We start from the raw sequence: 452 nt of genomic DNA, 5'->3' as shown, positions 1-452 counted from the left end.
GGGCCACTACGTTGAGGGCGATCATCCGCTCCGCCCGGTCCATGTCGGCATCGGCCAGCGGACCGTTCATCGCCACGCCGGCGTTGTTCACCAGCAACGCGATCGAGGCGTCATCGCGCAACCGTCGCTCGACCCGCAACCTATCGTCGCGCTCGGACAGGTCGGCGCGCAGGATCTCCACCCTGACCCCGTGGGCTTGGCGAAGTCGATCCGCCAGGGCTTCCAGGCGTTGCCGGTCGCGCGCCACCAGCAACAGGTCGTGGCCACGGCGGGCCAAGTGCTCGGCGTAGGTCGCGCCGATTCCGGAAGAGGCGCCGGTGACCAGGGCGACGCCATTGCCAATCTGTTCGTTCATGTGGGTTCTCGCTGGAAAAAAGCCTGACCGCTGACAGCGGCTATTTATATTACACACTTAATATTATGATCATAATTAAAACCGTCAAGCCTTTATC

General features: G+C 61.9%; 1 protein-coding gene. It reads right to left on the bottom strand.

All coding sequences use genetic code 11. The features are described from left to right. The coding region (locus BJP32_RS16715) for an SDR family oxidoreductase (RefSeq protein ID WP_143255508.1) at positions 1–355 on the bottom strand (355 nt) is incomplete at its 3' end. Positions 356–452 lie beyond the last annotated feature (97 nt).

This window comes from Brevundimonas sp. ZS04, from assembly GCF_001956865.1.
In the GTDB taxonomy this organism is placed as follows: domain Bacteria; phylum Pseudomonadota; class Alphaproteobacteria; order Caulobacterales; family Caulobacteraceae; genus Brevundimonas; species Brevundimonas diminuta.
Note: the sequence above shows the minus strand (reverse complement) of the source record. Positions and strands in the feature narration are given on the sequence as shown.